The 26,732-nt window shown below is 63.1% G+C and carries 23 protein-coding genes and 1 tRNA gene; 7 read left to right on the top strand and 17 right to left on the bottom strand.

Going from position 1 to position 26,732, the window contains the following annotated elements; translation table 11 throughout:
• Positions 1 to 12 precede the first annotated feature (12 nt).
• Positions 13 to 393, bottom strand: coding sequence for a hypothetical protein (locus tag RUGAMON1_RS28840; RefSeq protein ID WP_445233736.1), 381 nt, complete (start codon positions 391 to 393; stop codon positions 13 to 15).
• Positions 390 to 992: a lysozyme family protein gene (locus tag RUGAMON1_RS28835; RefSeq protein ID WP_445233735.1), complete on the bottom strand. Its 603-nt coding sequence runs from the start codon at positions 990 to 992 to the stop codon at positions 390 to 392. Before RUGAMON1_RS28835 ends, RUGAMON1_RS28840 begins: the two co-directional genes overlap by 4 nt.
• Positions 993 to 1,300: 308 nt before the next feature.
• Here RUGAMON1_RS28835 and RUGAMON1_RS28830 point away from each other — a divergent pair, with 308 nt between their 5' ends.
• Both RUGAMON1_RS28830 and RUGAMON1_RS28825 read left to right on the top strand, forming a co-directional pair.
• On the top strand, positions 1,301 to 1,708 hold the full coding sequence (locus RUGAMON1_RS28830) for a hypothetical protein (protein ID WP_445233734.1): 408 nt from the start codon (positions 1,301 to 1,303) through the stop codon (positions 1,706 to 1,708).
• Between the two features lie 374 nt (positions 1,709 to 2,082).
• Positions 2,083 to 2,937 carry a hypothetical protein gene (locus RUGAMON1_RS28825; RefSeq protein WP_445233733.1) on the top strand — a complete coding sequence of 285 codons (855 nt, stop codon included), beginning with the start codon at positions 2,083 to 2,085 and terminating at the stop codon, positions 2,935 to 2,937.
• Between the two features lie 197 nt (positions 2,938 to 3,134).
• Here RUGAMON1_RS28825 and RUGAMON1_RS28820 read toward each other — a convergent pair whose 3' ends face one another.
• The 3 genes from RUGAMON1_RS28820 to RUGAMON1_RS28810 all read right to left on the bottom strand — a co-directional run bounded on the left by RUGAMON1_RS28820 (position 3,135) and on the right by RUGAMON1_RS28810 (position 5,072).
• Positions 3,135 to 3,983, bottom strand: coding sequence for a hypothetical protein (locus tag RUGAMON1_RS28820; RefSeq protein WP_445233732.1), 849 nt, complete (start codon positions 3,981 to 3,983; stop codon positions 3,135 to 3,137).
• Complete coding sequence (locus tag RUGAMON1_RS28815) at positions 3,983 to 4,753, bottom strand: hypothetical protein (RefSeq protein ID WP_445233731.1); 771 nt, start codon at positions 4,751 to 4,753, stop codon at positions 3,983 to 3,985. Before RUGAMON1_RS28815 ends, RUGAMON1_RS28820 begins: the two co-directional genes overlap by 1 nt.
• Before the next feature lie 243 nt (positions 4,754 to 4,996).
• A tRNA-Phe gene (locus RUGAMON1_RS28810) sits at positions 4,997 to 5,072 on the bottom strand.
• A 122-nt stretch (positions 5,073 to 5,194) separates the two neighbouring features.
• Here RUGAMON1_RS28810 and RUGAMON1_RS28805 point away from each other — a divergent pair.
• Complete coding sequence (locus tag RUGAMON1_RS28805) at positions 5,195 to 6,595, top strand: M20/M25/M40 family metallo-hydrolase (RefSeq protein WP_445233730.1); 1,401 nt, start codon at positions 5,195 to 5,197, stop codon at positions 6,593 to 6,595.
• A 9-nt stretch (positions 6,596 to 6,604) separates the two neighbouring features.
• On the opposite strand, the gene RUGAMON1_RS28800 is transcribed toward RUGAMON1_RS28805, so the two are convergent.
• The 6 genes from RUGAMON1_RS28800 to RUGAMON1_RS28775 form a co-directional block, all read right to left on the bottom strand.
• The gene (locus tag RUGAMON1_RS28800) at positions 6,605 to 7,924 is read right to left on the bottom strand and encodes an alpha-amylase family glycosyl hydrolase (protein WP_445233729.1); all 1,320 of its coding nucleotides are present in this window, start codon (positions 7,922 to 7,924) and stop codon (positions 6,605 to 6,607) included.
• A complete protein-coding gene (locus tag RUGAMON1_RS28795; RefSeq protein ID WP_445233781.1) occupies positions 7,921 to 10,287 on the bottom strand; it encodes a S9 family peptidase in 2,367 nt (788 codons plus the stop codon). The genes RUGAMON1_RS28800 and RUGAMON1_RS28795 overlap by 4 nt, the downstream gene beginning before the upstream one ends.
• Before the next feature lie 142 nt (positions 10,288 to 10,429).
• On the bottom strand, positions 10,430 to 11,836 hold the full coding sequence (locus RUGAMON1_RS28790; RefSeq protein ID WP_445233728.1) for an MFS transporter: 1,407 nt from the start codon (positions 11,834 to 11,836) through the stop codon (positions 10,430 to 10,432).
• A gap of 108 nt (positions 11,837 to 11,944) precedes the next feature.
• A complete protein-coding gene (locus RUGAMON1_RS28785) occupies positions 11,945 to 12,517 on the bottom strand; it encodes a hemerythrin domain-containing protein (protein ID WP_445233727.1) in 573 nt (190 codons plus the stop codon).
• Between the two features lie 362 nt (positions 12,518 to 12,879).
• A complete protein-coding gene (locus RUGAMON1_RS28780) occupies positions 12,880 to 13,590 on the bottom strand; it encodes an SDR family oxidoreductase (protein WP_445233726.1) in 711 nt (236 codons plus the stop codon).
• A gap of 77 nt (positions 13,591 to 13,667) precedes the next feature.
• Positions 13,668 to 14,246 (bottom strand): TetR/AcrR family transcriptional regulator, encoded by a 579-nt coding sequence (locus RUGAMON1_RS28775; RefSeq protein ID WP_445233725.1) that lies wholly within the window; start codon positions 14,244 to 14,246, stop codon positions 13,668 to 13,670.
• A 102-nt stretch (positions 14,247 to 14,348) separates the two neighbouring features.
• Between RUGAMON1_RS28775 and RUGAMON1_RS28770 the strand changes: the two genes are divergently transcribed.
• The 3 genes from RUGAMON1_RS28770 to pepN all read left to right on the top strand — a co-directional run bounded on the left by RUGAMON1_RS28770 (position 14,349) and on the right by pepN (position 19,504).
• Positions 14,349 to 14,612 carry a hypothetical protein gene (locus RUGAMON1_RS28770; RefSeq protein ID WP_445233724.1) on the top strand — a complete coding sequence of 88 codons (264 nt, stop codon included), beginning with the start codon at positions 14,349 to 14,351 and terminating at the stop codon, positions 14,610 to 14,612.
• Positions 14,613 to 14,700: 88 nt separating this feature from the next.
• The gene (locus RUGAMON1_RS28765; protein ID WP_445233723.1) at positions 14,701 to 16,767 is read left to right on the top strand and encodes a S9 family peptidase; all 2,067 of its coding nucleotides are present in this window, start codon (positions 14,701 to 14,703) and stop codon (positions 16,765 to 16,767) included.
• A 103-nt stretch (positions 16,768 to 16,870) separates the two neighbouring features.
• Positions 16,871 to 19,504, top strand: a complete 2,634-nt coding sequence (gene pepN, locus RUGAMON1_RS28760) for an aminopeptidase N (protein WP_445233722.1) — start codon at positions 16,871 to 16,873, stop codon at positions 19,502 to 19,504.
• 50 nt (positions 19,505 to 19,554) lie between these two features.
• Here pepN and RUGAMON1_RS28755 read toward each other — a convergent pair whose 3' ends face one another.
• The 4 genes from RUGAMON1_RS28755 to RUGAMON1_RS28740 all read right to left on the bottom strand — a co-directional run bounded on the left by RUGAMON1_RS28755 (position 19,555) and on the right by RUGAMON1_RS28740 (position 23,301).
• Entirely contained in the window at positions 19,555 to 19,953 is a 399-nt protein-coding gene (locus RUGAMON1_RS28755) for a hypothetical protein (RefSeq protein WP_445233721.1), read from the bottom strand.
• 29 nt (positions 19,954 to 19,982) lie between these two features.
• Positions 19,983 to 20,996, bottom strand: coding sequence for a hypothetical protein (locus RUGAMON1_RS28750; protein WP_445233720.1), 1,014 nt, complete (start codon positions 20,994 to 20,996; stop codon positions 19,983 to 19,985).
• Between the two features lie 68 nt (positions 20,997 to 21,064).
• On the bottom strand, positions 21,065 to 22,084 hold the full coding sequence (locus RUGAMON1_RS28745; protein ID WP_445233719.1) for a hypothetical protein: 1,020 nt from the start codon (positions 22,082 to 22,084) through the stop codon (positions 21,065 to 21,067).
• 68 nt (positions 22,085 to 22,152) lie between these two features.
• On the bottom strand, positions 22,153 to 23,301 hold the full coding sequence (locus tag RUGAMON1_RS28740) for a TIGR04552 family protein (protein WP_445233718.1): 1,149 nt from the start codon (positions 23,299 to 23,301) through the stop codon (positions 22,153 to 22,155).
• Between the two features lie 178 nt (positions 23,302 to 23,479).
• Between RUGAMON1_RS28740 and RUGAMON1_RS28735 the strand changes: the two genes are divergently transcribed.
• A complete protein-coding gene (locus RUGAMON1_RS28735; RefSeq protein ID WP_445233717.1) occupies positions 23,480 to 24,886 on the top strand; it encodes a GntP family permease in 1,407 nt (468 codons plus the stop codon).
• Here the strand turns inward: RUGAMON1_RS28735 and RUGAMON1_RS28730 are convergent.
• A complete protein-coding gene (locus RUGAMON1_RS28730; RefSeq protein ID WP_445233716.1) occupies positions 24,828 to 25,619 on the bottom strand; it encodes a DNA-formamidopyrimidine glycosylase family protein in 792 nt (263 codons plus the stop codon). The genes RUGAMON1_RS28735 and RUGAMON1_RS28730 overlap by 59 nt on opposite strands.
• A 66-nt stretch (positions 25,620 to 25,685) precedes the next feature.
• Positions 25,686 to 26,579, bottom strand: coding sequence for a DUF2167 domain-containing protein (locus RUGAMON1_RS28725; RefSeq protein ID WP_445233715.1), 894 nt, complete (start codon positions 26,577 to 26,579; stop codon positions 25,686 to 25,688).
• Positions 26,580 to 26,732: the final 153 nt, after the last annotated feature.

The following is a 26,732-nucleotide window of genomic DNA, read 5'->3' as shown; positions in this document are numbered from 1 at the left end:
GTTATGGGGGCGTTATTTTGCGGAAGAAGGCATTGCTGGTGGCTGCGGTTCCGGGCACTCCTCAGTCCAATGGACGACTTTCATGTACTTCACCTTCTCGCCAATGGTAAACACTGAAAGGCACGCATCACCGCGCTTGTAGCGCAAGACGCAGTTTGAATAATCGATGCTGCAGGAGTCGAACTCCTTAATATTCATTTTGGCGAGTTCATGCTCAACACCCATGAGGGCGTAGTTATCATGAGCATGGATATTGATTGGTTTCCATTTCTCCTTTAGCAGCAGCTTGCGCGCAGCAGTGAATGACATGTCCTTCTGCAGCGTAGCTGGAGCCCCAAACGCGATGAGTGGAAGGAGCGCAAAAAGGGAGAGTAGTTGTCGTGTCGCGATCATTTGACGGTACCTCCAAAGCGCTTATAGTCAGATTCGAATTTATCAAACGAGACCGACGGTTGTTTTGGATAATATCCCGCCTTTCCCTTTCCTTGGGGAAGGGCCGACCATCGATGTGACGCCTTGTCTAACGCGGCGTTGATGTCGCCGGACTTAATACTTTCGGCGACCTTAATCACTCGAAGGATTTCGACCGCGATCAGGTCTTGTGTCTCGGGCGTGAAATCGCTCAGCCCCATGTTGCCCCCCATCTCACGCCAAGTTTCGATGTTTTCTTGATACATTCCTGCGGCTGTTGTTTTGCCTCCGACTCCGGGACTTGGATGAGTGGAATAATCGGCGAGGCGCCATGGATCGTTTTTCTTCCCCCGAACGGCTCCATACTTGAAGTCGTAACCGCCGCCCTCCGCTTCCGCAATGGCCTTAAGAAACGCCTGCATGTTTGCATCTTTCAGATACTCCCGATTTTCTGCCAGCCGTTGCTCCTTCTCGCGTTTTATCCTGACCACCTTGACCTCAGCGTCTTCACGAGGAGTGGTCCTTCTCGTTGCACGATGATGCAAAATGCGACCGGATGGCGACGTCAATGTTGAGCACATTTTTTTCATCCTATAAAAAGATGTCGACCAATTCAGGCGCGGTGGCTTCTGAAAGCAGATGAGTGTGACCGGAGACGTCCGTAGTACCAAATTCGACCGTTCCATTCGGCCGCTTGAATGCATACTCGGTGTTGCGCAGCGGCTCATGGGTATAGGCCCGTTAGAGCCGCGTTAGATTCGACGCAGCGTTGCCATTTGGAACTAACTATGCAAAAAAGGAGGGATTGCGATTTCCAAGACGATTTTTTGGTCGTTTTCTCTGGTTATCGGCCTGTGATATCCTTTGAGCAATACAATGAGGGACAAAAATGGAACCGCGACTTTTTCGATTAACAGTAGTGCTAGCTGCCTTGGCATTTTTGCTGTTCGCTACCTTGGCGGGGGTAACGGCAAAAGATTATTTCAGCGAAACGTCGAACGCGGAGGGATGGCGCATGAGAGCGCGCCTGGAAGAGTTAGAGAAGAAAGAAGCGGCAGCGAACCCTACACCTGTCCCTATGAAGCTATATCCTTTTAATGGCGAACTCGATGATCCAAATTATCAATTCGATTGGAAGAAGATGGAGAGCGACAGCAAAAGGATGGCGGCCAACGCTTACGGGCAAATGATCCATTTTTTATTGGCAGCACTTTACCTTCCCGCGACAATCTTCAGCTTCTTCTATACCGTCCGATGGATTTTGGTAGGCAAGCTCCGACCATGGATACCGAAGTGAGTCCATCCCCGCAAGCGAGGCAAGTTTCTTAAACGCACGCATAAGTTCATAGCCACTTCGTAACGGTGCGAAAGCAACGACAGTACCGTCGTATACATCCCTATGTGTTGATCCGAGAAGTGACCGATCAGAGCTGCCGCGCCTTCTATTCCCGCTCGGAGGCGCTGCTATACCGGGAGAAGGACAGGTCGAAGGGGAGTATCGGCGCGATGTTGGGCGTCCCTTCATGCTGACAATGGACGAGCGCGGCATTTTCTTACACGGCTGGGAGGTTGACAGACACGCGGAAGGGCAGCTCTGCCAGTGTGTTCAGATTTGGCTGATAAAGCCACTCGGCTAGAATGGCTGGCATCTTGAGGCGCTAAGGGAATGCGATGCTGATTTTAATGGACTTGAAGGCCGATTTTAACCAGCTGACTACGAACGGCCTCCTTGGCTTAGGGTGCATACCAAACCCGTCGCACGACGCGGTTACGCGATATAACTTGCTCCACACGCACACTGAGCGGATGGTTTTGCCGGTCCCTTACAAGATCGCGATCTCCACTCAACTTGTCGCGAACCCCCAGTTCAAGGCGCTCGCGGGTGTCATCAATGAAATTACTGCCCGGCTGAAAGCCGGCACAACGGTTGCGCCTTACCTTTCGAACTTAGCGAAATTAGGTGGCCAACGCGACAACCTGCTGACATATTGGGGGATTCATCACCTTCACCTAAGCAGCATCTGTACGCTTGATGCCAAAGGGAAAGTGAAACGCGCCGATTACCTTTTGTTCGTCCGCTTCTACCAGGGCGTTGCGCACCTCATCCAGATTGAGTCGCACAAGAAGGATGATAGTTTCGAGGACGTTAAATTACTCGAAATCGCTGATTCAAACTGGCCCTATCTTCACGATGTTTTTCGCGAAGTGACTGTCGATAATCACGATGCCGCCACTATCAAAACGTTGCGAAAGAAAAACATTAACCATTACCTGAAGGTAAATGGACGTGTCCTCTCGCCGACCTTTGGAGTTATGGCTAACGGGGTCTCAGCGGAGGCGCTTTGGCATTTTGACTCACAATACATCCAGTTGGATCGACTGGAGTCGGAGATACGTCGGAATTACCTTCACTACTTCAGTAACCGAAGCTGGATAGCCCACGTCGCATTGTTAGGTTTTGATGCTGAAGGATACGATCTCTGTGAGAAGTTCAGTGGCCAGAACAACAAGGCGCTAAGGGTATAAAACTGGCATCTAGCGCCAAATATCCCGCAATTTTTCAGCTTCTCACTGTGCCAAAAGTCCCGCGAACGAGTGCCAAATCCGGCGCCGCGCTATAAGCGACAACGCCAATCACGATGGATTGGCGTTGTGCAAGGTAGGTTTTTGGTGGCACGGGGGCGGAGTCGAACATCCCGACACAAGGATTTTCAATCCTCTTCTTACGCTGCCAGTGCCCACTCCCGTATCTTGAGTGCGACATCCGCAGGTTCATTGCTGCAAAACTGTACCACCCCCGCATCTTCAACTTCTTTCAATAAGTCGGAGGTTTTTTTTGCCGTTACGACCTCTGCTGAGGTTGTAGGTTCGGGAAGGACGACAAAAAGTGCAGGTTCTGTTTTTCGCTGCGATAACCTATGAGCGATTGTCATCTGTAACAGAGACGAGTGAATATGATTCTGTACTGTCGAAAAGGATGCATATCGCGCGGAAACGATATTTCCGTAACTATTTCCGTTGTCTAATCCGATTTGGAGACTTTTACTGCCGATCACAACTGAGCGGCCAGGAACGAAAGGATCGGGGTTTCCGTGGAAAGATTTCAGTGTCTTTAGCATTATGGCGTAGGCCCAATCATCGTCCATAGGCGCGTCCCTATGCTGGATGTCTTGCCAAATCGCGCCGGCCTGCCGCTTAAGCAAACTCGCTAGTTCAACATTTATGTCATGAGTTGCAATGTAACCGCATGGCACTACGCGTAAATGGGGGGTACCACTGTCCAAAGACTCTAGCGCTTTATGGAAGCTCGACCGGATCGCTATTTCTGATCCTTCAAAAAGGTCCCTGGTATCAGATGACGTAATGGCGTCGCCATATAAGTGACTTAGCTTTGAAAGCGATGGAAGCCACTTTAAATGAGGTTCGATATCGCCGTCGATTGCAGCGGCAACGCCAACGATGAATTCTTGCTGGCTGCCCAAGTCTGGACGAAACGCAATGGTAGCCCACTCTCCAGCAAGGAGAGGCTGAGGTGAAGGCGTTGCTTGCTTTAGAAGTTCTAGAAGATTCATCAGATTAACCTCTCACAACTGGCTGCAAATGCCGGCCCTGTTGCTCTTCCCCTCATATATTCTACGATCGTATCGATTTCATCGTTGCCAAGCAAGCTAGGCAGCAATGATGAAATTTGAACTAGAATGCCGTCCCAACTAGACTGAGCTTTTTCGTATTCCATGATTGCATCTGCTCGCCATTTTGCTAACTGTGACCCGTTCAAAAAGTTTTGTGCAAGTAATGCCAATTCGTTCTTTGGATTCGGGTCTGGCCATGAGGTATGCCAATATATGCTCCCTCCGACGCAGCCTTGGTCGATGGCTAAGTATTTCAGGTCATCTTCATACAAGAAGTTGCCCTCATGTCGATCATTGTTACCTGTAACATGATCTACTGTTGCAAGTCTCACACAGAAGGTGCTCTTGTAGAACGCATCGCTTTGCTTTCTTGAGAAACTCGAAAGCTTTCTGATATACCGAAATGGTTGCGAATTTTGCTCAAAGGATGTGATCCAGCAAGCAGTCAAACCAGTGTTTGGGTCAATGAAATCGCTTAAATCTCTTTCGAGATTTGGTAACTCACGCTTCGACAGAAGCAGAATACCACCTCTTTTGGGTTGTCGAATGCCACGTAGAGCATTGGCGATGTAGCCTATTGTCTCGTTAGCGACGCCGCAGCTATTTGTTTCGTAGAGTTTAATGACGGCATCTTCCGATTGAGTACCGTCAGGCCAGAGCACTCGGCCAATGAAGATTGGCTGCGCCGCTTTTTCAGCGCCAGCCAGCATACTTCCCAAGGGCGCCGAGAAACCGCGATAAGAGTCAGGGGCTAATATGGGAATCATCTGGTCGAAATCTCGAGTGTAGTAAGGGAAAATGGGGGGGCATAGCGAAAAAGAGTGCTCCCTAAGTGCGACCATCCTCAAGCATCTCGGGCGCAGTATCAAGATACTAGCAGAGTGCGCTCGAACAATGCAAAGAGGGTTACAAGCCTATGCATGTAACCCTCTTTGAATATACTCTAATTTTCTTGGTGGCCCGGGGCGGAATCGAACCACCGACACAAGGATTTTCAATCCTCTGCTCTACCAACTGAGCTACCAGGCCAAGGGCCGCAATTATAGCAGACGCTCCCAGGGGTTTGGCAAGACCCAACTATCACTTTTATTGACAGTAACAATTCATGGGTATAAATTTAGTCGCTTTGGCATGAACTCGATAGGGACACTATGAAGCGGGCGACTTGGTTGGTGGCGGGATTGACGGTGGCGGGCGCGGTGCATGGCGCCGAATTGACGCCGGTGCAAAAGCAGATGCGCGAGATTTACCAGGAACTGGTGGAAACCAACACCACCAATTCGACCGGCTCCTGCACGGTGGCGGCCAACAAGATGGCCAAGCGCCTGAAGGCGGCCGGCTACAAGGACGCCGACCTGCACCTGATCGTGCCGCCGGGCGGCCCGGCCAAGGGCAACCTGGTGGCGCGCATCAAGGGCGACGGCAGCAAGAAGCCGCTGCTGTTGCTGGCCCACATAGACGTGGTCGAGGCCAACCGCGCCGACTGGGTGCGCGATCCGTTCAAGCTGGTCGAGGAAGACGGCATGTTCTACGCGCGCGGCGCTTCCGACGACAAGGCCATGGCCGCATCCTTCGTCGCCAACATGATCCGCTACAAAAAGGAAAAGCTGGCGCCCAAACGCGACGTCGTCATGGCGCTGACTTGTGACGAGGAAATGGTGCCCAGCAAATTCGACGGCGCCGAATACCTGTTCAACCACCACCGCGCGCTGATCGACGCCGAGATCGCGCTGAACGAAGGCGGCAGCGGCCTGCTGGACAAGCAGGGCAAGCCGGTGCGCCACGGCATCCAGGCCGGCGAAAAAATCTACCAGACCTTCCAGCTGGAGGTGACCAATCCCGGCGGCCACAGCTCGGCGCCGTATCGCGACAACGCCATCTACCACCTGGCCGAAGGCCTGTCTCGGCTGGGGCAGTTCGCCTTCCCGTTCAAGCTGTCGGCCGTCACGCGCGCCTACTACGAACGCATGTCCACCGTGGAGCAGGGCCAGGTCGCCGCCGACATGAAGGCCATCCTCAGCGATCCGCCCGACGCGGCCGCGCTGGAGCGCCTGTACGCGGTCAGCCCGGTGCACAACTCCACCGTGCGCACCACCTGCGTGGCGACCAAGGTCGATGCCGGCCATGCCGACAACGCGCTGCCGCAGCGCGCCCGCGCCACCGTCAATTGCCGCATCCTGCCGGACGAGAAGGTGGATGACGTACAGGCGACCCTGCAACGCGTGGTGGCCGACGAGCAGATCAAGATCACCCGCATCGGCGAAGGCCTGAGCGCGCCGATGCCGCCGCTGACGCCGGCCCTGATGAAGGCGGTGGAAGAAATCAGCAACGATATGTGGCCGGGCGTGCCGGTGATCCCGACCATGTCGACCGGCGGCACCGACGGCCGTTTCCTCAACAGCGGCGGCATCTGGACCTATGGCATCAGCGGCATGTTCGCCGGCCCGGAGGGCAGCGGCGCGCACGGCTTGAACGAACATATCCGCGTCAAGTCGCTGTACGATGGCCAGGAGTACCTGTACCGCCTGGGCAAGCGGCTGGCCACCGAATAAGGCCGGGCTTTACTCCGGCACGACGATGCGCCAGCGCCAGGGCTTGAGCACGGCCTGGCCTTCGTCGCCGGCCAGCTTGTACTTCTGCAGCGTGGCGGTCGGGTTGACGATCACCCGCACATTGTTCTTGCCCTGCGCGCGCTTGAAGGCGAACAGCTGCTCGTTGCCGACGTCGAGCAGCTGCACCGCGCCGCCGCTGGCGCCGTTCCACAGCGCCGGGTTTTCCTTCTTCAGCTGATTCAGGCCGGCGTAGAAGCCTTCCAGCTCGTAGCTCTTCCAGTCGACCGGATCTTTTTCAAAGAACTCCAGTTTCTTCTCCAGCCGCGCTTCCTGGCCGTTGTAGACCAGCGGGATGCCGGGCAGGGTGTAGCTCAGCACCGCCATCGCGCCATAGGCCGGGCCGTACAGCTCCTTGTCCGTGCCCTGCCACGAGTTGATGTCGTGGTTGTTGGTGAACTGCAGGCGGTAGGCGTCGCGCGGATACGCCTTGGGCGGATTGGCCACGAAGGCTTTCAGTTCGGCCGCCCCGGCCTGGCCCTTGCCGATCTTGACCATCAGCGCGTTCAGCGGCCAGTCGTAGCTGGCGTCGAACGCCTTCTCGTGCAGCGCCGGCTCGTTCCATTCGGCCAGCATGAACACCGGCTTGATCTTGTCCAGCTGCGCGCGCGCCTGGTTCCAGAATTCGGTCGGCACCAGGCCGGCGGCGTCGCAGCGGAAGCCGTCGATGCCGGCCTCGCGCACCCAGAAGGCCATCGCGTCCGTCATGCCCTTCCATAGGTCCTTGTTGCCGTAATCGAGGCCGATCACGTCGGTCCATTCCTCCATTTCGCCCGCTTCGTTCTTGAAGGTGACGGAGTGGATTTCGCCCTTGTCGTTCTTCTTGTACCAGTCCGGATGCTGGGTCGCCCACGGATGGTCCCAGGCCGTGTGGTTGCCCACCCAGTCCAGGATCACGTGCATGCCCAGCGCGTGCGCCTGCTTCACCAGCTTGCGCAGGTCGTCCATGCTGCCGTAGTCCGGATTGACGGCGGTGTAGTCCTGCACCGCGTAGTAGCTGCCCAGCGTGCCCTTGTGGTTCTTGCGGCCGATCGGATGAACCGGCATCAGCCACACGATGTCCACCCCCATCTGCTTCAGGCGCGGCAGCGTGGCGGCGAAGGCGTTCAGCGTGCCTTCCTTGCTGTACTGGCGCAGGTTGACTTCGTAGATGTTGGAACTGCGCGACCAGGCCGGGTGCTTCACGGTGGCGGTTTCGGCATGGACCGCGATCGGCCCGTACATCAGTGCGGACAATGCGGTCAGCGGCAGCAGGGCGGCAAGCTTTTTCATGGTGCTCCTTGTGGTTTCAGCGTGCGTTCGAACAGCTGATAGATGCGGCGGTATTCGTCGTACCAGCTTTCCGGATGCACGAAGCCGTGACGCTCCAGCGGATACGGCGCCAGTTCCCAGTTGTCCTTTTTCAGTTCGATGAAGCGCTGCGCCATGCGCACCGAATCCTGGAAGAACACGTTATCGTCGATCATGCCGTGGGCGATCAGCAGATTGCCTTGCAGCTTGTCGGCATATTCGATCGGCGACGAGATCTTGTACGCGTCCGGGTCCAGCTCCGGCGTGTTGAGGATGTTGGAGGTGTACTCGTGGTTGTAGGTGGTCCAGTCGGTCACGGGACGCAGCGCCGCGCCGGACTTGAACTGCTCCGGTGCGCGCAGCATCGCCATGAAGGTCATGAAGCCGCCGTAGCTGCCGCCGTAGATGCCGACGTTTTTAGCGTCGCCCTGCTGGTTGGCCACCATCCAGTTCAAGCCGTCGATGTAGTCTTCCAGTTCCGGATGGCCCATCTGGCGGTAGATCGCGGTGCGCCACTTGCTGCCGTAGCCGAGCGATGCGCGGTAGTCCATGTCCAGCACGATGTAGCCTTTTTCCACCAGCAGGTTGTGGAACATCTGCTCGCGGAAGTAGACCGGATAACGCTTGCTGACGTTTTGCAGGTAGCCGGCGCCGTGCACGAACATCACCACCGGATATTTTTCACCCGCTTCCAGCGTGGCCGGGCGATACAGCTTGGCCCACACCGGATCGGCGCCATGGGTGGACGGCACGGCGACGATCTGCGGCGTGATCCACTGGCGCGCCTTGAAGTCGGCGCTGCGGGTGTCGGTCAGCTGGGTGGCGGCGCCGCCGCTGCTGGCGACGGTGGCGATCTGGGTCGGCATGTAGGCGCTGGAGTAGCGCACCAGCAGCTTGCGGCCGTCCGGCGACAGCGCGAAGCTCTCGACGCCGCCCAGCGACGTCAGCTCGTGCAGGGCGCCGTCCCTGGTGGCGGCGGAACACACCTCGTAGGTGCCCGGCAGTTTGGGATTGCACAGGAAGTAGGCGGTGCTGCCGTCGGCGTTCCATTCGATCTCGCTGGTCTCCCATTTTCCCGAGGTCAGCGCGCGCGCCTTGCCGTCCGCCGTTTGCGTGTACAGGTGGGCGTAGCCGCTTTCCTCGGACTGGTACCACAGCGTGCTGTTGTCCGGCTGCCAGCCGAAATCGTTGCCGCGGTTGTTGACCCAGGCGGCGTCGCTCAGGTGGTGCACCGGTTTCAGTGTGGCGCCGGCCAGGTCGACGGTGGCGATCCAGCGGTCCTTGTTGTCGATCGCCTGCGCCATCACGGCCACCTGCGCGCCGTTGGCGCTCCAGCGGATCGAGTCTTCGCGGTTTTCGAAACGCAGGCCGCGATTGCCTTTGAGCGGATCGAGCTTGTGCGCGGCGCGCAGCTCGGCCAGCGGGTCGACGGCGATGCCGGGCAGGGCGTCGAACGAGAGGTCGGTCACTTTGCGGGTCGACAGTTCAACCAGTTTCAGTTGCTGCGGCAGCGGGCCGGTGTCGCTGACGCGCTTGCGCTGGTCGTCGCTTTCTTCGTAGCCCGATTCGGTCACGTACTTGGCCAGCTTGCCGACGCGGCGCTTGTCGCCGTCCTTGGCGCTGGTGACCACCAGCAGGTAGCGGCCGTCCGGCGACAGCGCGCTGGTGTCGATCACCACTTTCTCGCCGAGGTAGACCGGCAGCGGCGCGCGGGTGGGGTCGGCGCTGCGTTCGGCGTTGCGGCGGTCGCGGGTGGCGTCCTTCTCCTCCTTCAGCCGCGCCAGCGTGGACAGCAGGCGCAGTTGCAGGTCGCGGCGGCTGTCGGCGTCCGGCGCGGCGTCCGGGTCCTTGGCGGTGCGCAGCAGCGCCACCGGCGCCACCAGGCGCTCGGCGCGGCTCCAGCTGAACCAGTCGCTGCCGACGCGGAACTGCACGTGGGCGCCGTCGGCGGCGTACTGCGGATCGACGGCCGGCGTGGTGCCGCGCAGGATTTGCGTCAGCGCGCCGGTCTTCAGGTCGCGCTCGAACAGGTCGCCGTTGCGCAGCAGCAGGGCGCGCGTGTGGTCGCGGTTGTAGACGGGGGCGGCGGCGTCAAGGTTGGCCAGCTGCCTGTCGTCGGCCAGCTTGGCGGCGCCCAAGCTGGCATTGGCGATCTGGAAGGTGTCGCGCAGCGGCGAGCCGGCGCGCTTTTGCTTGTAGTAGACCTGGCGGCTGTCCCAGCCCCACCATGCGGCTTCCACCGGATTGCCGATCCAGTCGGGATTGGCCATCGCCTGCTCCAGCGTGATCGGGGTGGCGCCGGTGATGGGGACTGCGCCGGCGCTGGCGGCGAACGAGCCGGCCATGGCGGCGGCTAAAAAAGGCAAGACAAAACGCATCGGTAGTTTCGCTTTGAGGTTGGGTGAGCGGAAGCGCCGGATCACGGCGCGTCCACGATTCTAGCCCAAGCTCCAGTGTGCTGTAATGCTTATATGTTCAGTTGCGTCTTCAGTTGCGGGCCATCTTGTCGCTGCTGCCATGGCGCGCGTCGGGGCCGCCGTGGCGCGGCGCCAGCCGCAAGGCCAGCAGCAGGATGGCGCCGGCCGCCAGGTACATGGCGATCAGCACGGCCAGCATGGCGGCGCTGCCGCCCCACGCCAGCAGGCGCGCGCTCAGGACCGGGGCGAACGCGCCGCCCAGCAGGCCGAAGCTGAGCACCAGCGCGATGCCGGCCGGCGCGCGCCGGCGCGACAGCAGGTCGGTGGCGATGGCGATCAGCAGCGGCGCGGCCGAGGCGATGCCCAGCGACGCCAGCACCAGCCCGGCCAGCGACCAGGCCATGCCGTCGTTGGCGGCCAGCGCCAGCGCCAGGCCGCCGGCGGCCAGCACCATGCAGGCGACGAAGTGGCCGCGCCGCTCGCGCCGGCGGTCCGAATCGTAGCCGACGGCGATCATGCCGAGCACCCCGGCCAGGCTGGAGACGGCGGCCAGCAGGCCAGGCTGCATATGGCTCGCTTCGGCCCAGCGCTGCATCAGCGCGGGTGACCAGGACAGCAAGGCGTAGCTGGCGCCGATCAGCAGCAGGTTGGCGGCGGCCAGCAGGCACAGGGCGCGGTCGCGCAGCAGCGAGGCGATGATGTCGGCGGTCGAAGGCGGCGCGGCGTCGTCCGGCGCCGGCTGGCCGGGCGCCGATGCCGCCAGCAGCCGCGCTTCGTCGCGCTCCAGGTCCTGTTCGATCATCAGTTGTTCGAACGGCGACAGCCAGTCGGCGTCGTCGGGGCGCTCGTCCAGGTAGCCGTAGACGACGGCGCCCAGCAGCACGGCCGGCAGGCCTTGCGTCAGCAGCAGCCATTGCCAGCCCTGCAGGCCGGCCGCGCCATGCAGGGCGGCCAGCGTGGCGTCGCACAGCGGACCGGCGGCGACGCCGGCCAGCAGCGCGGCCGAGGCGAACACCGCGAACGCGCGCGCGCGGCGCGGCGCCGGATACCACCAGCACAGGTAGAGGATCACGCCGGGGAAGAAGCCGGCTTCGAACGCGCCCAGCGCGAAGCGCAGCGCGTACAGCTGGAACGGCGTGCGGACGAAGGCGGCGGCGGCCGACAGCGCGCCCCAGCACAGCATCAGGCGCAGCAGCGTGCGGCGGGCGCCGGTTTTTTCCAGCAGCAGGTTGGCGGGGAGGGCGAACAGGCAGCAGCCGGCGAAGAACAGGCCGGCGCCCCAGGCGTAGACCTGGTCGTCGAAGCCCAGGCTGGCCTGCATCTGCCGTTGCGCGTAGCCGAGGTTGATGCGGTCCAGGCAGGCGACCGCGTAGCACAGCATCAGCAGCGGCAGCAGGCGCCAGCTTATTTTGCGGTAAATGGCGTCCAGGCCGGCGGCGCCGCGCAGGTGCAGTACGGTGGCGGAATGGGTCTGCATGCAGACGATATTAATCCGCACGATATTGCTTAGGCAAGCTTTAGCGGCGCGCGGCGGAACTCAAAACAACAGTGTTCGGCACTGTTCCGGCAGCGCGCTTGCGCCAGCTCAGGCGGTCGCTGCGCCGGGACCCGCGTCGTAGATGCGGGCGCGGCGCGGACGCAGCTCCGGCTGGGTGGCGGCGCCGTTGTCTTCCTGCGCCAGGAACTGGCTGCCGATCTCGAACCATTCTTCGCTGGAGATCACTTTCTGCGCCAGCGGCAGCAGCTCCTGCTCCTCCTTGTCGAGCCGCTTGAGCAGGTTCTGGCAATACAGGTCCACCGTGCGGCACAGGAACTTGCCTTGCGATGCGCTGCGGCGCATGGCGCGGCGCAGGCATTTGTGCACGGCGTTGAGCATGGCGCCGCCGAGCCGGCTCAGCGATTCGAGGTCGTTCATCAGCGCGCCGCAGTTGGCGTCGGCCGCGCGCACGGCCGGCATCAGGCAGACCTCGACTTTGCGCTGGTGGCGCGTCTCGGCAAAGGTGGTCAGTTCCTTGAGCTGGGATTCGATGAACACAGGATCGATTTCCTGCGGGCGACGCGCGATCGTCTGCACGTATTGCAGCAGACGGGCGATGAAGTGGCGTTCTTTTTTTTGTTCGATCGATAGTGTCAATAAGACATAGGTGGCAGTGAGCATAACGTTTCCCGTATTTCGTCTGACTTCGGCTGCGCGGCAAGCGTTGAATGGCGGACGCGCCCGAGGTGAAGACCGCTACCTTAGCGCTGTGTCGGACTCATTCAACGTCGATTTACAATTGTTCACAACTGGTCGTGTGGCAATAACAGTATCGAAATAAAATCGCGAAGATTACCGGCGGGGAAAACGAGTTGACTACACGCCAAGCCGGTCGTGAGCGTGCGTACTCTTCCTGACTGAGAGGGAAATTATGCACCCATTTTGCGCATGAAAATACGTGATTTATTGCGTCGATCAAAAATATTTTGTATCTGGCCGCGGCGATGTTTCGCCGCGGCCAGATTGCTGCGCTGCGGCGGCGGTCAGGCTGCGCGCGGCTGGCCCAGGTAGGCGCTGCGCGGCGCGGTGAAGCCCTGCTTGACCTGGCGCGCGGTGTCGTCGGTCAGCACTTCGTCCTGGCCAGCTTCCAGCGCGGCGACGATGAGGCGGGCGACCTCGGCCGGGGCCGACTTCGGCGCGTCCACGCCGTCGGTCATGTCGGTGTCCATAAAGCCCATGTGGGCGCCCAGCACCTGGGTGTTCTGCGCCAGCAGTTCGGCGCGCAGGCCGTTGGTCATGGCCCAGGCGGCGGCCTTGGACACGCTGTAGGTGCCGCTGGTCGGGATGGTGATCCAGCTCAGCGCGGACAGGATGTTGACGATGGCGCCGCCGCCGTGGCGCTTGAGCGTGGGGGCGAAGGCCTGGCTCAGCGCCATCGGGCCGAACAGGTTGGTGTCCAGTTCGGCGCGCGCCGAGGCGACGGCGTCCGGCGTGCAGACGTCGCTGCCGGAGTAGATGCCGGCGTTGTTGATCAGGATGGTCAGGTCGGGGATGGCCTGCGCGGCGGCGGCGATGTCGGCCGCGTTGGTGACGTCGAGCTTGATCGGCGTGACGCCGGCCAGGGTGACGCTGGCGGGGTTGCGGGCGCCGCCATACACCTTGCGCGCGCCGGCGGCGAGTGCGGCTTGCGCCAGGGCCTTGCCCAGGCCGCGGTTGGCGCCGGTGATGAGGACGACGGCATCTTTGATGTTCATGGTAATTCCTTTCGGTGGGTAAAATTAACGCACAACAATATGACCGGTCATCTTAAAAACCGGCGAAAAAAAAAGCGTCACAGCAAAATACGGTTCAGCACCATGTCGGCGTAGCGGTCCAGCGGCGCGCGGCCGTGCGACGCTTTGGCGTGCAGCACCGCGCCTTGCCAGGCGTCGATGACGAAATGGGCCAGTTCCAGCGCCGGCTGCGGCGCGGCGATGCTGCCGTCGCGCTGGCCCTCGGCGATCACCACCGACAGGGCGGCCGCCCATTCGTCGTAGGCCAGGCGCAGCGCGTCGCGCATGGCCGGGATCTGGGTCGACAGCTCGCTGCTGAAGTTGCCCAGCAGGCAGCCGCAGTTGTAGTCGGTGGCGGTGTTGGCGCCGATCAGCAGGTCGAAATACGTCCGCAGCCTGGCCTTGGGCGCCCGGCTGGCGTCGTCCAGCACGTCGAGATAGCCGGCCGCCGCCGCGCGGTAGCGCTGCAATACCTCCAGCCCCAGCGCTTCCTTGCTGGCGAAGTGGTTGTAGAACGAACCCTTCGGCACTGCGGCGGCGTCCGTGATGTCCTGGACGCTGGTGGCGTTGAAACCCTTGCTGTGAAGCAGGTTCAAGCCGGCGGTGACGATTTGCTCTTTGACGTGTGGTTTGGCCATGTGCTAAATATGACCGGTCGTCTTAAAATAGTCAAGAAGAATTTTTTGGGGCGGTATATGCTGTGCGTCATCTATTGCTAATTTTTTGACAAGGTGGGTTATATGCTATCGAAACAAATCCTGGCCACGCTGTTGGGTGGTTTGGCTGTCGCATGGCTGGCGGGCTGCGCCACCACGGTGGACACTGCCGAAGCGCCGACGGCGTCGCAGGCGGCGCCTGCCAAGTGCCGGCGGGCGGACGCCAGCACCGGCACCTCGATCGCGCGCCGCGATTGCGCGATCAATCCGGACGTACAGACCGTCCGCGCCGACGAGCTGGAGGAATACAAGCGCAGCAACCTGCCGTCGTCGTCGGGCCTTAAGTAACAGTTTTGCTTGCTGCACCGCGATCTTGGTATCATGCCGACAGCCGGCCACCAGCCGGTATTTTTCTTATAACGTCGGAGATCACCGAATGAGACTATCACTGCTGCTGTTGGGAACCGCTGTCGCGGCTTCCAACGCCCTGGCCGCGCCGCGCGGCTTCACCGTTGAAGACATGGTCAAGATGGAGCGCGTCGGCAGCCCGGTGCTGTCGCCGGACGCCAGCCGCGTCGTCTACACGGTGCGTTCCACCAACCTGGACAAGAACCGTGGCAACACCCAGTTGTGGATGCTGGACCTGCGCGCGCCCAAGGCCGCGCCGGTGCGCCTGACCCAGGCCGACGCCAGCAGCAGCGATCCCGAATGGTCGCCCAACGGCGACGCGGTGTACTTCCTGTCGGCCCGCTCCGGCTCGCAGCAGGTGTGGCGCCTGCCGCTGGCCGGCGGCGAGGCGGCGCGCGTGACCGACCTGGCGCTGGACGTGGAAAACTTCCGGCTGTCGCCGCAGGGCGACCGCCTGGCGCTGAGCCTGGCCGTGTTCCGCGATTGCGCCGACCTGGCCTGCACCAAGGCGCGCCTCGATGCGCAGGGCAAAAATAAGGCCAGCGGCAAGGTCTACGACAAGCTGTTCGTGCGCCACTGGGACACCTGGGCCGACGGCCGCACCAACGTGCTGTACGCGGCGCGGATCGACGCCAGCGGCAAGGTCAGCGCGCAGCCGGTCAGCCTGTCCGGCACGCTCGACGGCGACGTGCCGTCCAAGCCGTTCGGCGACCACGACGAATACCATTTCAGCCCGGACGGCAAGACCGTGGCGTTCTCGGCGCGCATCGCCGGCAAGACCGAAGCCTGGTCGACCAACTTCGACGTCTACACCGTGCCGGCCGAAGGCGGCGCGGTCAAGAACCTGACCGCCGACAACCAGGCCTGGGACACCCGGGCGATCTACTCGCCGGACGGCAAGACCCTGGCCTACCTGGCCATGGACAAGCCGACCTTTGAGGCCGACCGCTTCCACCTGGTGTTGCTCGACGTCGCCAGCGGCAAGAAGCGCACCGTCGCCGACAGCTGGGACCGCTCGATCGCCGACTACCGCTGGACCCCGGACAGCAAGACCCTGCTGGCCAGCGCCGACGATATCGGCCAGCACCGTCTGTTCGCCATCGACGCCGCCAGCGGCAAGGTGACGGCGCTGACCGGCAACGGTTATGTGAGCGGCTTCGACGTCGCGCGCGACACCGTGGTCATGGCGCAGGCCAACCTGGCGTCAGGCGCGCAGCTGTTCAAGTTCAAGCTCGGCGCCGTGGCCAATGCGGCCGACAAGGCGCAGCAGCTGACCACGCAGAACGCGCAGGCGCTGGCCGACGTCAAGTTCGGCGAGTACGAGCAGTTCTCCTTCACCGGCGCCAACGGCGAGACCGTCTACGGCCACGTGATGAAGCCATGGAACGCCCAGCCCGGCGTCAAATACCCGATCGCCTTCCTGGTGCACGGCGGCCCGCAGGGCAGCTTCGGCAACTCGTGGAGCTACCGCTGGAATCCGCAGGTGTACGCCGGCGCCGGCTACGCCACCGTGTTCATCGACTTCCACGGCTCGACCGGCTACGGCCAGAAGTTCACCGACTCGATCAGCGGCGACTGGGGCGGCAAGCCTCTGGAAGACCTGCAAAAAGGCCTGGCCGCGGCGGTGCAGAAGTTCCCGTGGCTGGACCGCGAGCGCAGCTGCGCATTGGGCGCGTCCTACGGCGGCTTCATGATGAACTGGATCGAAGGCAACTGGTCCGACGGCTTCAAGTGCATCGTCAACCATGACGGCGTGTTCGACACCCGCGGCATGGCCTACGCCACCGAAGAGATCTGGTTCACCGAATGGGAAAACGGCGGCGCCTACTACGACGTGCCGGAACTGCACGAGAAGTTCAACCCGGCGCTGAAAGTGAAGAACTGGAAAACCCCGATGCTGGTGGTGCAGGGCGACCTGGACTTCCGCATTCCGACCACGCAGGGCCTGGGCACCTTCACCGCGCTGCAACGGCGCGGCATCCCGAGCAAGCTGCTGATGTTCCCGGATGAAAACCATTGGGTGCTGAAGCCGGCCAACTCGCTGCTGTGGCATCACACGGTGATCGACTGGCTCGATACCTACCTGAAGAAGTAACCCCGCCGTTGGGGTCAGACCCCGCAGGGGTCTGACCCCGGTTTGCCGTGCGGGGTGCAAGCGCCGCCATCCCGCAGACGGCTCCCCCATTCCAGGAAAACACATGAAAAACACTCTGATCGTGGCCGCCGTCGCGCTGGCCTATGGCGCCGCGCAAGCCGCCGCCTCGGCCCCCCTGCGCGCCGAGAACGCCTTCCTGTCGCAAGCCGACGCCGCCGCCCGTTCGGCGCGCGTGGCCAATGTCGACTACACGCTGGACTTCACGCTGACCGGCAAGGAAACCTTCTCCGGCACCACCACGCTGAGCTTCGACCTGAGCGACGCCAGCGCGCCGCTGACCATCGACCTCGACAAGGCCACCATCCTCAGCCTGGCCGTCAACGGCAAGGAAGTGGCGCCGCAATACAACCAGTGGTTCATCACCATCGCCGCGACCGAGCTGAAGTCCGGCCGCAACAGCGTCACCATCAGCTACACGCGTCCGCACAGCACCAACGGCGAAGGCTTGCACCGCATGGTCGACCCGGTCGACAACCGCGTCTACACCTACTCGCATTTCGAGCCGGCCGCCGCGCACCAGATGTTCCCGGTGTTCGACCAGCCCGACCTGAAGGGCACGTACGAAATCACCGTCACCGCGCCGGCCGACTGGGTGGTGTCGTCGACCAGGCGCGAGACCGGCATCCAGGACATCGGCAACACCCGTCGCTGGACCTTCCCGCGCACCAAGAAGCTGAGCTCGTACAACTTCTCCATGCACGCCGGCCCGTACAAGGTGTGGGAAGACCACGGCGGCCCGTACCCGATGCGCCTGTTCGCGCGCCAGTCGGTGGCGTCGCAGGTGTCGCCGCAGGACTGGTTCAACTACACCCGGCGCGGCCTGAAGTTCTTTGACCAGTACTTCGGCGTGCCCTACCAGTTCGAGAAATACGACCAGCTGCTGGTGCCGGACTTCCTGTACGGCGCGATGGAAAACGCGGCGGCCATCACCTTCGCCGAGCGCGGCTTCCTGTACAAGGACGAGATGACGGCGGCGCAGAAGCAAAGCCTGGCCGGCGTCATCATGCACGAGATGGCGCACCAGTGGTTCGGCGACCTGGTGACGATGAAGTGGTGGAACGGCCTGTGGCTGAACGAAAGCTTCGCCTCCTTCATGGGCACGCTGGCCACGGCCGAGTCGACCGAGTTCAACAACGCCTGGCAGGGCTTCTACTCGGGCGCCAAGCAGAGCGCCTACGTGCAGGACCAGCGCGTGACCACGCACTCGATCGAAACGCCGGTGCCGTCCACCGCCAACGCCTTCGACAACATCGACGCCATCACCTACTCCAAGGGCGCGTCGACGCTGAAGCAGCTGCGCCACCTGCTGGGCGAGGAAGTGTTCCGCCAGGGCGTGCACAACTACCTGGTCAAGTACTCGTACCAGAACGCCAGGCTGGACGACTTCATCGGCAGCCTGGGCGAGGCCGCGCACCGCGACCTGAGCGGCTGGACCAGGCAATGGCTGTACGAGCCGGGCGTCAACACCGTCGCGGCGGAATTCAGCTGCGCCGGCGGCAAGATCAGCCACTTCAACCTGCGCCAGAGCGCGCCAAGCAAGGCGATGCCGACGCTGCGCGAACAGCGCGTGCAGATCGGCCTGTTCAACCTGGGCGCGGACGGACTGAAGCTGGGCAAGAACGTGGCCGTCACCTACAAGGGCGCCAATACCGCCGTGCCGGAACTGGCGGGCGCCGCCTGCCCGGACCTGGTCTATCCGAACTATCAGGACTGGGGCTATGCGCAAGTGCAGCTGGATAAGAAATCCTTCGCCACCGCGCAGGCCAGCCTGGGCAAGGTCGACGATCCGTTGCTGCGCTCGATGCTGTGGCAAAGCCTGTGGGACGGCGTGCGCGCCGCCAAGCTGCCGCTCAACGAGTTCCTGAAATCCGTGCTGGCCAATGCGCCGGGCGAGAAGGACTACACGCTGCTGGGTGACGTCACCAGCAAGATCCGCAGCGCCAAGGCCTACCTCGATGAGATGGGGCCGTCGGTGGCCGGCTACAAAGGCCAGATGACGACGCAGCTGGAGCAGATGGCGTTCGCCGCCACCCAGGCCGCCAGCGGCGACAACAACTTCCAGCGCCGCTGGTTCTCGACCTACCTGGACATCGCCAGCACCCCGGCCGCGCTGGCCCAGCTGGCCGACATCCTCAGCGGCAAGCTGGTGGTGCCGGGCCTGAACGTCAGCCAGGACGTGCGCTGGGACATCGTCAACCGCCTGAATCGCTATGCCCATCCGGGCGCGGCGGCCTTGCTGGCGGCGGAACAGGAACGCGACAAGTCCGACAGCGGCCAGGCCGCCGCGCTGGGCGCCACCGTGGTCCAGCCTGACGCCAAGGTCAAGGCCGAATGGCTGGCCCAGATCACCGACCCGCAAACCAAGCTGCCGTTCTCGAAGATCCGCCGGGCGATGGAAAACATGTATCCGGCCGAGCAGGGCGCGTTGGGCGAGCTGAGCGCCAGTCAGCGCCTGGCCCAGCTGGGGCAGGTCGACAAGGCCGCCGGCCCGGTCTTCATGCGCTCCTACGCCAACATGATGATACCGGCCGGCTGCACGCCGGCCAGCGTGCAGCGCCTGCAGGCGGCGGTCGGCAAGTTGAAGGACTTGTCGGCCGGCACCCGGCGCGCGCTGCTGGTGACGCATCAGGAAGATGAACGCTGCGTGGCCATCAAGAAGGCGATGACCGCCAACTAACATCGGCAGTTGAAGAAAACGACCCGCGCGCCGCAAGGCCGCGGGTTTTTTTATGGCTGGGCGACTTCCACGTTCAGCACGCAGCGGCCGGCGCGGCAGACGGCGCCTTGATCGACCGCCAGCATGCAGTTCGACAGCACGTGGCCGCGCTTGTCTTCCTCGGCGCGGGCGGCGGCGTGCTGCGCGACCAGTTGCTTGAGCTCGGCGCCGTCCTGCGCGCGGTCGGACCAGGCGATGTAGCGCTCCGGTCCGCCGCATGCCTTGGCGCCGACGGCGATGGTGTGGCATTGGCTGTCGCGGTCGCAGCCGGTGTCGGCGTTCCGGGCCTGGATTTTTTGCCACAGCGACGCGGCGTCGGGATTGACGGGCGGCGTGGCGTTGCAGGCGGTGGCGATCAGTACCAGCGCGCCGGCGGCGGCCAGGCGCAGGGGGAGGAATGTGGTTTTCATGTCCACATCATGATCCTGTCCGGCAGGCTTTACAAGCGTTCGCTCAAGCGTGCCTTGCGCGCCATGCCGTCCGGACCGAACAGGATGACGAAGTCGGCATAACGCGGGCCGCCATCCCTGGCCGGCATCAGCGACGGATAGCGGTAGCGCCACACCTGGTAGCCGCTGTCGAAACGGATCACGCTGGCCGGCCCCAGCGCGGCCTGCATCTGCCGCATGCTGCGATGGTCGTCGGCCACGGCGGTGTCGGCGGCCCCGGGCGGGTCGTCCTGGTAGCTCAACTCCAGCAGCGTGTCGTCGGACCAGCCGCGGTCCCACAGCGGCGCGTAGAAGCTGCGGTCCAGCAGCACCTGGCAATCGCAGAAGGGCAGCGTGTCCGGCGTCTGCGTGCCGCCGGCGTACAGCATGTCGAACGGCAGCGCCGCGCTGCGGGCGCCGTCGCGCAGCGTGACGGCGAACAAGGGACGCTCGCTGAAGAACAGGTAATTGCCTTGCGGCGAGGAGCAGACGCGGTCGGCGTCGGTGAACAGTTCGCCCAGCCAGGCGAACAGCTGGTCGTTGTTCGACAGCAGCCCGGCCTGCACGCCGACCTTGCATTCCAGCCGCAGATCGCCCAGCCGCCGCATGCCGTCCGGCACGCCGGGGCTGCGCACGCGTGCGCGCCAGGTCAGCGTGCGGGTCTTGCTGCTGGCGACCAGTGCCGCGTCTTCCTTCAGCGCCTGGGCGTTGAGTTCCAGCGTGAAGGTGTGGTCCGGCGCCACCGGGACCGGCAGCGACAGCGTGTCGCCGGCCACCCGCAGGGTGATGCCGTCGAGCCGGGTGGTTGGCAGGCGCGGCAGCAGTTCGAAGCGCAGCGTGGCCTGCGGCGCCAAGGCATGTTCGCGTTCGAAGCGTTGCATGCCGGCGATCATCTTGCGGTAGGATTTGTCGACCGGGTCGCGCGTGGCCGAGACGGTCACGCGCGGCGGCGCGGCGTTCTGGCCGTGGGCGGCGCCGGCCAGCGTCGCGGCCAGCAGCCATGCAGAAATCCGCAGGTTCATCATCCAGCTCCATCAGGCTGTAAAGCCCGATGGTAAAGCGTAGCGCGCCTCGGCGCCGCACGGTTAGCCGCTTAAATGTGGGTCAGCGTCCAACTGCCGCCCGTGCCGTCGGGGAATTTCCACGTGCCTTGGAGACTCAGCGCCGTATTGAGGCTGCCACTGAATTGCGGCCCGCTGGTGGTGCCGAGATAGAGTGCAAGCGTCATATTTCCGCTGGCGTCGATATTGCCCCGGATGTTAAAGCCGCCGTCGCAATCCGCAGCGAACACGCCGGCCGTTGTCATGGAACCGATGCAGTGGCCGTTGTAGGCGCCCGTGTACGTGGCGGCCCACGGGCCGGCGAAGCGTTCGATATTGAGCGCGGAACGCCGGGTCTTGGCTTGCGAATAGCCCTGCAGTTCGAAGCTGGAGGTGGACGTGTAAGTCTCCCCGGTGTCGGTGAAGAGTGTCGTCGACTGATTGGTGGACTTGATGGCGCGGTGCGTGTCGACGTCGAGCCAATTCGTGTAGACCTCGGTGACCGACATGCCGTTCGCATATTTGAAATTGCGGGTGGTGTTCACCTTCACCGTATTGAAGGTACCCGCCGGCACCGTCACCGATTCCAGCGCGAGCACGTTGGTGCTGGCCGAATTGGAAATCGAGTGGTTATGGGTGCAACCCGGCGTAAAAGTGTAGGCCACACTGCTGGTCCAGCTGGCGCCCACGACAAGATCGTGCCTGGCGCTGCTGTAAGTCTGGACATAACTCTGAGTGCAACCACCGTTGACGTAGCGGTCGCTGTCGCCGTTGGCCTGGTAGTGGCGCAGCACGCGCAGCGCGTCATCGTCGCCGACGGTGACATCGGTCCATGCGCCGTCCGCTTCAACTTCGTTGACCACGTCGGTGTACCACGAGGGTGCCGACGTTTGCTGGCCGGCACCGGGCGTGGTACTGGTGTCGATCACCTTGTAGGAATAGAAATCGCCGACGGACGGCGTCAGGCCCGCTTGTGGAGCGGGCGCAGGGGGAGCGGGCGTGGGAGGAAGCGGCGGCGTGGCCGGGGAGCTCCTGCCGCCACAGGCGGTCAGCCCGATGGCGAGGCTGAGCATGGATAGGCTGCGTAACATGATGTCCTTTTGAAGTGAGGACGCATCTTACGTATCTGGCAACGGATTGTCTAGTTTGTAACCTGTTGCCCGATCCAGCGCAGCAGTTCGCGGCCGAACACGCGGGTGCGGGCGGTGTCGAGCTGGCGTTTCTTGTAGGCGTCGTGGCTGGCCGGGCCGGTCAGGCTGCGCTGGTAGCTGGCCTCGTCCATCAGCTGGATCTCGTACTCGAAGAAGAAGCCGACGTCGTAGTCCTGCTCCGGCCCGGCGTCGAGCTGCTGCACGTGGATCATCTTGCGCACCGTGACCTGGATGCTGTTGAAGCCGCTGCCGCTGTGCGGGTTGTCGCAGCGGGTTTGCGGCTGCGCCAGCTCGGCCAGCTCGGCGTCCATGGTTTGCAGCAGTTCGGCCGGATACTCGTCGCTGTGCTCGAGCTGGGCGCGGTACTTGTTGAAGATCAGCTTGGCCGCCTCCAGGTCCAGCAGGGTGTTGCGGGTGCGTTCGGCGTCGACGTTGGTGACCGACAGCAGGTGCGCCCGCTGCAGCGTGCGCAGCGCCAGCAGGCATTCGAAGCGGGTGGCGAACACCAGCCGCACGCCCAGGTGGTCGAAGATGTCGGCCGCCAGGTAGGCGGCTTTTTGCAGCAGCTTGAGCAGGATGCTGCTGCGGCCCTTGTTGTCCTTGCGGTCGTAGTGCAGCATCGGCAGGCAGACTTCGCCGTCGGTCAGGTAGTGGCGGCCGCCGTCGTGGCGTATCACTTCGTCCAGCGTGCCGAACACCTGGGCGCGGATGGCGTGGAAGTGGCGCAGCTTGAGGTTGTTGTCGATGTAAAAGATGCCGTGCATGACCTTCAGCACTGCGCACGACCACATGCGCCGCACGTCGACGTGCTGGCCGCGCAGCGAGGCGTACACCAGCAGTTCCAGCGGGTCGGCGGGGTGGGCGACGTCGGCCGGGATCAGCGCCGCCTGCTCGGGCGTGAGGAAGCTGCCGGTGATGAAATCGATGGCCTCGCGGTGGGCGCGCTGGATCAGCGCGGTCGCGGCCGGCTGCTCCAGGTCGAAGCCGTACTCGCGCACGAACTGGTGGGCGTCGTGCAGGTTGCGCAACGCCAGCGCCCCCAAGTCGATCGCCGAGACGCCGTTGGCAATCGCGTTGAGATAACTCCAGTTCAGCGAGAACTTGCCCCCGCTCTTGAGCGAGGCTTTGAGTCCGGTCATGGCATCAGACAGAGGCGGCGATGATTCAGTATCGCAGTCTGTTTGATCAGCGTCAATGCTGCACCGCCGCACCCGGCGCGCCCGCCTGCGACAATGCGGGTTCTGCTTTCAGTCCAGCTACACCGGCGCCGGTTTATCTCTACAATGTGCCGATCTCATTTGAATCGACGGAGCCCGCATGTCCTTCCTGATTGTGCTTGCCGCACTGGTGTTCCTGATGCTGGCCGCCTACCGCGGCTACAGCGTTATTTTGTTCGCGCCGGTGGCGGCGCTGGGCGCGGTGCTGCTGACCGACCCGGGCGCGGTGGCGCCGGTGTTCAGCGGCATCTTCATGGAAAAAATGGTCGGCTTCGTCAAGCTGTACTTCCCGGTGTTCCTGCTGGGCGCCGTGTTCGGCAAGCTGATCGAGCTGTCCGGCTTTTCCGAAGCCATCGTGGTGGCGGCCATCAAATACATCGGCCGCTCGCGCGCCAACGCCGTCATCGTCGCCGTGTGCGCCTTGCTCACCTACGGCGGCGTGTCGCTGTTCGTGGTGGTGTTCGCGGTCTATCCGTTTGCCGCCGAACTCTACCGCCAGAGCAACATCCCCAAGCGCCTGATGCCGGGCGCGATCGCGCTCGGCGCGTTCTCGTTCACCATGGATTCGCTGCCGGGCACGCCCCAGATCCAGAACATCATCCCCACCACCTTCTTCAAGACCACCGGCTGGGCCGCGCCGTGGCTGGGCGTGATCGGCTCGCTGTTCATCCTGGTGGTCGGCCTGAGTTTCCTGGAGTGGCGCCGCCGCTCGGCCATGGCCAAGGGCGAAGGCTACGGCGCCAGCGCCGCCCAGGACACCGCCCGCGCCGCCAAGGCCGGCACGGGCCTGCCGCATCCGCTGCTGTCGGTGGCGCCGCTGCTGCTGGTGGGCGTGGCCAACTTCATGCTGACCAAACTGATCCCCGGCTGGTACGGCGACAGCTATGCGCTGACCATCGAAGCCTTGCCCGGCCTGCACGCGCCGGTGGCGGTGCCGATCAAGACCGTGATCGGCATCTGGGCGGTGGAGGGCGCGCTGCTGCTGGGCATCCTGCTGGTGGTGGCGACCGCCTTCGGCCGCATCCGCAACACCTTCGCCGAAGGCACCAGGGCGGCGGTCGGCGGCGCGCTGCTGGCGGCGATGAACACCGCGTCCGAGTACGGCTTCGGCGGCGTGATCGCTTCGCTGCCGGGCTTCCTGGTGGTCAGCGACGCCTTGCGCAGCGTGCCCAATCCGCTGGTGAACGCGGCGGTGTCGGTCAGCTCGCTGGCCGGCATCACCGGCTCGGCCTCGGGCGGCATGAGCATCGCGCTGGCGGCGATGGCCGACACCTTCGTCAAGGGCGCGCAGGCGGCGCAGATTCCGCTGGAGGTGCTGCACCGGGTGGTGGCGATGGCCAGCGGCGGCATGGACACGTTGCCGCACAACGGCGCCGTCATCACGCTGCTGGCGGTCACCGGCCTGACCCACCGCGAATCCTACAAGGAGATCTTCGCCATCACGCTGATCAAGACGACGGCTGTGTTCTTTGTGATTGCCGTGTACTACCTGACCGGCCTGGTGTGACGTACTGTTGCTGGCACTGCTCGCAGTAAAAACTGCGCCGCTGCGTCTTGCCCAGGTGGGCGCGCCGCAACGGGATGGCGCAGCGCGGGCACACCTGCCGGGTGTGCGCCAGCCAGTGCTGCTTGAGCACGTAGGCCTTCTTCCATGTCAGGAAATCGAAACTGTAGACGCGCGCCTGCTCGACCAGTTCGCGCAGCTTGGCCGGCGGCAGGTCGCCGACCCTGGCCAGCGGATGCAGGTGGATGCGGAACAGCACTTCGTTCTTGATGATGTTGCCGACGCCGGCAAAGATGGCCTGGTCGAGCAGGGCGTCGCACACCAGCGTGTCCGGCGCGGCGCGCAGCTTGGCCAGCGCCCGCTGCGGATCCCAGGCGTCGGCCATGACGTCGCCGCTCCAGTCGTACTGCTGGTCGAGGTCCGATTCGATCTGCTTGACCGAGCAGGCGTAGAAATTCAATTCCTCGCCATCGTCGAACCCCAGGCTCAGGCGCGGGCTGGTTTCCTTGCGCTCGTTGATGCGATAGCTGCCGAACATCATCAGGTGGATGCGCAGCGCCGTCGCCGGCAGCTGGATCAGGAAGTGCTTGCCCCAGCTGCGCAAGGCCACGACCTGCTGGCCGGCCAGCGCGTCGAACGCGACCGCCTTGCTGTTGCCGCTGGCGTGGACGATGGTGCGGCCGGCAAAGCCGGCGGCCTGCTCGCGCAGGATGACGATCGATGGTCCTTCGGGCATGGCGTGCTCCAGGCGCGGTCAGGCGTCCAGTGTGCGCCGCCGCGCGCGGGCGGACCGTGCGCTAGCTCACCGTAGCTGGCCGGCGCCGCCCAGTTCGGGGGCCGCTGTGCGGCGGCCGCGCAGCTTGTACAGCCAGGCGCCGCCGGCGGCCACGGCGAGCAGCATGACTTGCTTGAACGCCAGCAGCAGCGCGTACAGTTTGGCGAACAGGCCCGGCTTGGCCGCGACGCCGCCGGCCACCAGCGCCGCCAGGCCGTACTCGGCCACCTTGTCGGTCTTGCCGTCGAAGTCGGCGTAGCGCTTGCCCGGCGTGAAATCGGTGAAGGCGGTGACATTCTTCATCTCGCTGCGGACCTGGTCGATCTGGTCCATGCCGGCCACGGCGTTGAGCACCAGCACGCCCTCGCGGCCCAGCACCCGGACGTGGTAGTTCAGGCCGTTTTCGTTGCTGCCCTCGGTGTGCAGTTCCTTGGCCCAGAGCAGCTTGTGCCGCGCCGGGTCGTAGCTGGGCTGCTCGGCCCAGCCGATCAGCGTCATCGCCGCATAGCCCTGCTCGCGGCGCGCGGTGTTGTTGTCGGCCACCGCGTCCTTCAGCTGCGCCAGCAGTTCGGCGTAGTCGATGCTGCCGGCGTCGTTGTCGCGCACGTGGCCGCCCGGTTCGTAGCTGACGATCACCCCCCAGCCGGCCGCGCCCAGCGGATCCACATCGGCCGGCACGATCATGCCCAGCGTCGGCGCGCCCGGCGGATTGCCCCAGCCGTCGATCAGCAGCTTGTTGCTGTCCTCCGGGTTCAGATAGCGGAAGTGCGGCGGCAGGTCCAGCGTGGCGAGGCCGCCCGGCAGCGTGACCTTGCCGGTCTGGAAATGCAATTGAGCCAGCCACTGCGCCGCATCGGCGGCGCCGGCCGGCAGCGCTGCGCACAGGATCAGGCACAACACGGCGGTCAGGGCACGGCGCATCGTCACTCCTTGTCAGAAAAGCCATATCCTACAGGAAAGTGTTAAGTATTTGGTAATTATTTCCTGTCGTGTGCGGCGTGGATGAAACGGTCCGCCCCGCATGCGCCTGCCTGATTGCCCGTGAGTTGATTTCATGTCAGTATTGCCTCGCAG

The organism is Duganella rhizosphaerae (assembly GCF_040364205.1).
GTDB classification, from domain to species: Bacteria; Pseudomonadota; Gammaproteobacteria; order Burkholderiales; family Burkholderiaceae_D; genus Rugamonas; species Rugamonas rhizosphaerae.
The sequence above is the reverse complement of the archived record's forward strand: the minus strand, read 5'-3'. Positions and strand labels throughout refer to the sequence as shown.

What these genes read in the sequence shown, in the direction of transcription:
- RUGAMON1_RS28725 (WP_445233715.1), bottom strand. Translation starts at nt 26,579, where the DNA reads ATGCGCCGTGCCCTGACCGCCGTGTTGTGCCTGATCCTGTGCGCAGCG.
- RUGAMON1_RS28820 (WP_445233732.1), bottom strand. Translation starts at nt 3,983, where the DNA reads ATGAATCTTCTAGAACTTCTAAAGCAAGCAACGCCTTCACCTCAGCCT.
- RUGAMON1_RS28785 (WP_445233727.1), bottom strand. Translation starts at nt 12,517, where the DNA reads ATGCTCACTGCCACCTATGTCTTATTGACACTATCGATCGAACAAAAA.
- RUGAMON1_RS28830 (WP_445233734.1), top strand. Translation starts at nt 1,301, where the DNA reads ATGGAACCGCGACTTTTTCGATTAACAGTAGTGCTAGCTGCCTTGGCA.
- RUGAMON1_RS28795 (WP_445233781.1), bottom strand. Translation starts at nt 10,287, where the DNA reads ATGGCCGGCTCGTTCGCCGCCAGCGCCGGCGCAGTCCCCATCACCGGC.
- RUGAMON1_RS28790 (WP_445233728.1), bottom strand. Translation starts at nt 11,836, where the DNA reads ATGCAGACCCATTCCGCCACCGTACTGCACCTGCGCGGCGCCGCCGGC.
- RUGAMON1_RS28745 (WP_445233719.1), bottom strand. Translation starts at nt 22,084, where the DNA reads ATGCTCAGCCTCGCCATCGGGCTGACCGCCTGTGGCGGCAGGAGCTCC.
- RUGAMON1_RS28770 (WP_445233724.1), top strand. Translation starts at nt 14,349, where the DNA reads ATGCTATCGAAACAAATCCTGGCCACGCTGTTGGGTGGTTTGGCTGTC.
- pepN (WP_445233722.1), top strand. Translation starts at nt 16,871, where the DNA reads ATGAAAAACACTCTGATCGTGGCCGCCGTCGCGCTGGCCTATGGCGCC.
- RUGAMON1_RS28835 (WP_445233735.1), bottom strand. Translation starts at nt 992, where the DNA reads ATGTGCTCAACATTGACGTCGCCATCCGGTCGCATTTTGCATCATCGT.
- RUGAMON1_RS28825 (WP_445233733.1), top strand. Translation starts at nt 2,083, where the DNA reads ATGCTGATTTTAATGGACTTGAAGGCCGATTTTAACCAGCTGACTACG.
- RUGAMON1_RS28755 (WP_445233721.1), bottom strand. Translation starts at nt 19,953, where the DNA reads ATGAAAACCACATTCCTCCCCCTGCGCCTGGCCGCCGCCGGCGCGCTG.
- RUGAMON1_RS28750 (WP_445233720.1), bottom strand. Translation starts at nt 20,996, where the DNA reads ATGATGAACCTGCGGATTTCTGCATGGCTGCTGGCCGCGACGCTGGCC.
- RUGAMON1_RS28735 (WP_445233717.1), top strand. Translation starts at nt 23,480, where the DNA reads ATGTCCTTCCTGATTGTGCTTGCCGCACTGGTGTTCCTGATGCTGGCC.
- RUGAMON1_RS28800 (WP_445233729.1), bottom strand. Translation starts at nt 7,924, where the DNA reads ATGAAAAAGCTTGCCGCCCTGCTGCCGCTGACCGCATTGTCCGCACTG.
- RUGAMON1_RS28840 (WP_445233736.1), bottom strand. Translation starts at nt 393, where the DNA reads ATGATCGCGACACGACAACTACTCTCCCTTTTTGCGCTCCTTCCACTC.
- RUGAMON1_RS28780 (WP_445233726.1), bottom strand. Translation starts at nt 13,590, where the DNA reads ATGAACATCAAAGATGCCGTCGTCCTCATCACCGGCGCCAACCGCGGC.
- RUGAMON1_RS28805 (WP_445233730.1), top strand. Translation starts at nt 5,195, where the DNA reads ATGAAGCGGGCGACTTGGTTGGTGGCGGGATTGACGGTGGCGGGCGCG.
- RUGAMON1_RS28730 (WP_445233716.1), bottom strand. Translation starts at nt 25,619, where the DNA reads ATGCCCGAAGGACCATCGATCGTCATCCTGCGCGAGCAGGCCGCCGGC.
- RUGAMON1_RS28740 (WP_445233718.1), bottom strand. Translation starts at nt 23,301, where the DNA reads ATGACCGGACTCAAAGCCTCGCTCAAGAGCGGGGGCAAGTTCTCGCTG.
- RUGAMON1_RS28815 (WP_445233731.1), bottom strand. Translation starts at nt 4,753, where the DNA reads ATGCTGGCTGGCGCTGAAAAAGCGGCGCAGCCAATCTTCATTGGCCGA.
- RUGAMON1_RS28775 (WP_445233725.1), bottom strand. Translation starts at nt 14,246, where the DNA reads ATGGCCAAACCACACGTCAAAGAGCAAATCGTCACCGCCGGCTTGAAC.
- RUGAMON1_RS28765 (WP_445233723.1), top strand. Translation starts at nt 14,701, where the DNA reads ATGAGACTATCACTGCTGCTGTTGGGAACCGCTGTCGCGGCTTCCAAC.